4 protein-coding genes are annotated in these 2,315 nt (G+C 60.9%); 1 reads left to right on the top strand and 3 read right to left on the bottom strand.

The features are described from left to right. The first annotated feature begins 92 nt into the window (after positions 1-92). Positions 93-506: an alternative ribosome rescue aminoacyl-tRNA hydrolase ArfB gene (gene arfB / locus D6877_RS21415; RefSeq protein WP_016771119.1), complete on the top strand. Its 414-nt coding sequence runs from the start codon at positions 93-95 to the stop codon at positions 504-506. On the opposite strand, the gene D6877_RS21410 is transcribed toward arfB, so the two are convergent. The 3 genes from D6877_RS21410 to D6877_RS30180 form a co-directional block, all read right to left on the bottom strand. Next, positions 503-1,690 carry an MFS transporter gene (locus tag D6877_RS21410; protein WP_038861083.1) on the bottom strand — a complete coding sequence of 396 codons (1,188 nt, stop codon included), beginning with the start codon at positions 1,688-1,690 and terminating at the stop codon, positions 503-505. The two genes, arfB and D6877_RS21410, sit on opposite strands and share 4 nt — an antisense overlap. Positions 1,691-1,802: 112 nt before the next feature. Beyond that, the gene (locus D6877_RS21405) at positions 1,803-1,985 is read right to left on the bottom strand and encodes a hypothetical protein (RefSeq protein WP_101158746.1); all 183 of its coding nucleotides are present in this window, start codon (positions 1,983-1,985) and stop codon (positions 1,803-1,805) included. A 70-nt stretch (positions 1,986-2,055) separates the two neighbouring features. Further along, positions 2,056-2,187: a hypothetical protein gene (locus D6877_RS30180; RefSeq protein WP_016771117.1), complete on the bottom strand. Its 132-nt coding sequence runs from the start codon at positions 2,185-2,187 to the stop codon at positions 2,056-2,058. Between the last annotated feature and the right edge of the window lie 128 nt (positions 2,188-2,315).

Raw genomic sequence — 2,315 nt, 5'->3', positions numbered from 1 at the left:
CGACTGACACACCGCCTTCGCGAGCAGGCTCGCTCCCACAGAGGTTGAGTGAATCAGGTTATCCTGCACCCTCTGATTACGGACGCTTTTCCATGCTGGTGATTTCCAACAACGTGCATCTGCCGGATGCCGAGATCGAATTGACCGCCATCCGCGCGCAAGGCGCCGGTGGGCAGAACGTCAACAAGGTTTCCAGCGCCATGCATTTGCGCTTCGACATTCCCAACTCGTCATTGCCGGAGTTCTACAAGGAGCGTCTGCTCGCGCTGCGTGACAGTCGTATCACCAGCGATGGCGTGCTGATCATCAAGGCGCAGCAATATCGAACCCAGGAAGCCAACCGCGCCGACGCGCTGGAGCGGCTGGTCGAACTGATTCTCAGCGCCACCAAAGTGGAAAAGAAACGCCGCCCGACCAAGCCGACCCTCGGTTCGAAGAAGCGTCGGCTGGAGTCGAAAACCAAGCGCGGCAGCATCAAGGCCGGGCGCGGCAAGGTGGACTTCTAAACCTCGCGATACTTCGCCGTGTGCTTGTACAGATAGACACTCAAGCCAAGTCCGCTCAACGCCGCGAAGGCTGCGAACAGAAAGATCGAAGCAAAACCGAACCCCGCCGCAATCGCCCCGGCCAGCGGCCCGGTGATCCCCAGCGACAAATCAATGAACAGTGAATAGGCACCGACCGCCGCGCCACGGCTCGATGCCGGCACCAGATTCACTGCTTCCACGCCCAGCGCCGGGAATACCAGCGAGAAGCCAAAGCCGCTCAGCGCCGCACCGGCCAATGCCCAATGCGCATCGGGTGCAATCCATAGCAGCAACAAACCCAAGGTTTCCACCGACAGGCAGGCAATCGCCACGCGAAAGCCGCCGAGGCGGTTGATCAGATTGCCGAACAGCAGCCGCGCGCCGATGAAGCTGGCGCCGAACAGGCTCAGGCACAGCACGGCGTTGTCCCAGTGCTGGGTCGCGTAATACAGGGTGATGAACGTGGCGATGGTGCCAAAACCGATCGAGCCCAGCGCCAGTCCGCAACCGTGAGGAAAGACTTTGCCGAGCACATGCATGAACGGCAGGCGTTCACCGGCGACGATCGGCGCAGCGGTCTTCGGCCATGCCAGCGCCAGACCGAGCAAAGCGAGGAGGATGATGCTCACGCCCATGCTCCACAGCCCCAGCCGGCTCACCAGCCAGACACCGAACGGCGCGCCGATCGCCAGGGCGCCGTAACTGGCGATGCCGTTCCAGGAAATCACTTTCGCCGTATTCGCCGCGCCGACCCGGCCGATGCCCCAGCCAATCGAGCCCGAGCCGACCAGGCTTTCCGCGCTGCCCAGCACCAGACGGCCGATCAGCAGGCTGATCAGGCTCAGCAGCGGCAGGTTCGGCGTCCACGCGGAAATCAGCATGAACACACCGCTCAAGCCGCAACCAGCCAGGCCAATCATCACTGCGCGTTTGCTGCCCTGGTTGTCGATGATCTTGCCCGCGTACGGGCGACTGAGCAGGGTGGCGAGGTATTGCACGCTGATTACCAGCCCGGCGATTACGGCGCCAAAACCCAGGTCACTGTGGACGTAGCCCGGCAACACGGCGAGCGGGATGCCGATGTTCAGGTAACCGATGAAGGTGAAAAGGACGATGGAGACTACTTGCAGCGTAACCGTCAGCGGACGCTGGGGCTCGGGTATAGACGACATGGGTAACGATCCACGGGAGCAGCAGATTAGATAGGCTGCTCATGATACCGGCGTGAACCGCTCAGGGGCGGGGAAAAGTAAAACTATTTGCCGGGCGGCGCTTTCAGGATTTCGCCGGGGCCACCAATTGCGTGGTGACGAGGGCGGCGAGGGCGTTTTCTTCGCTGCCGAAACGCTCGAGCAGGGCGGCCTGTTTCTCGGGTGAGAGGCGATTCCAGATATCGATCATTTTCTCGGTGGCGCCGATCAGCACGGCAGCTTGGCTTTCGGAGAATTCGTCGGTCATGGCGGGCTCGGGTTTCAGGCAGTGTGGAAAGCGCATGTTAGCGCTTTCCACACGGTCTGTACGGCGGGTCTTACTCTTCGCTGTCGGCTTTGCGGCTGTCAGCGGCTTCTTGCGGCTCGGGCTTTTCAGCACCGGCGTGTTGCGGGGTCGTCTGCTCAGGTACGTGCAGGCTTGGGAAGGGGAGATTGGGAATCTCGTGCATGGTTGCGCTCCTCGCTAAGTCTGTTGATAGATCAGGTGCTCCGCGCTTTACAAAGCCTGCGCAGGATACAGCAGGAAAAATGACAATCAGACTTTTAATTCAAATTAATGCGACAGATGGCCGCAGGG

Source organism: Pseudomonas sp. Sample_9, from assembly GCF_004307535.1.
Classification (GTDB): Bacteria; Pseudomonadota; Gammaproteobacteria; order Pseudomonadales; family Pseudomonadaceae; genus Aquipseudomonas; species Aquipseudomonas mercuritolerans.
This window is presented reverse-complemented; position numbering and strand designations above follow the sequence as displayed.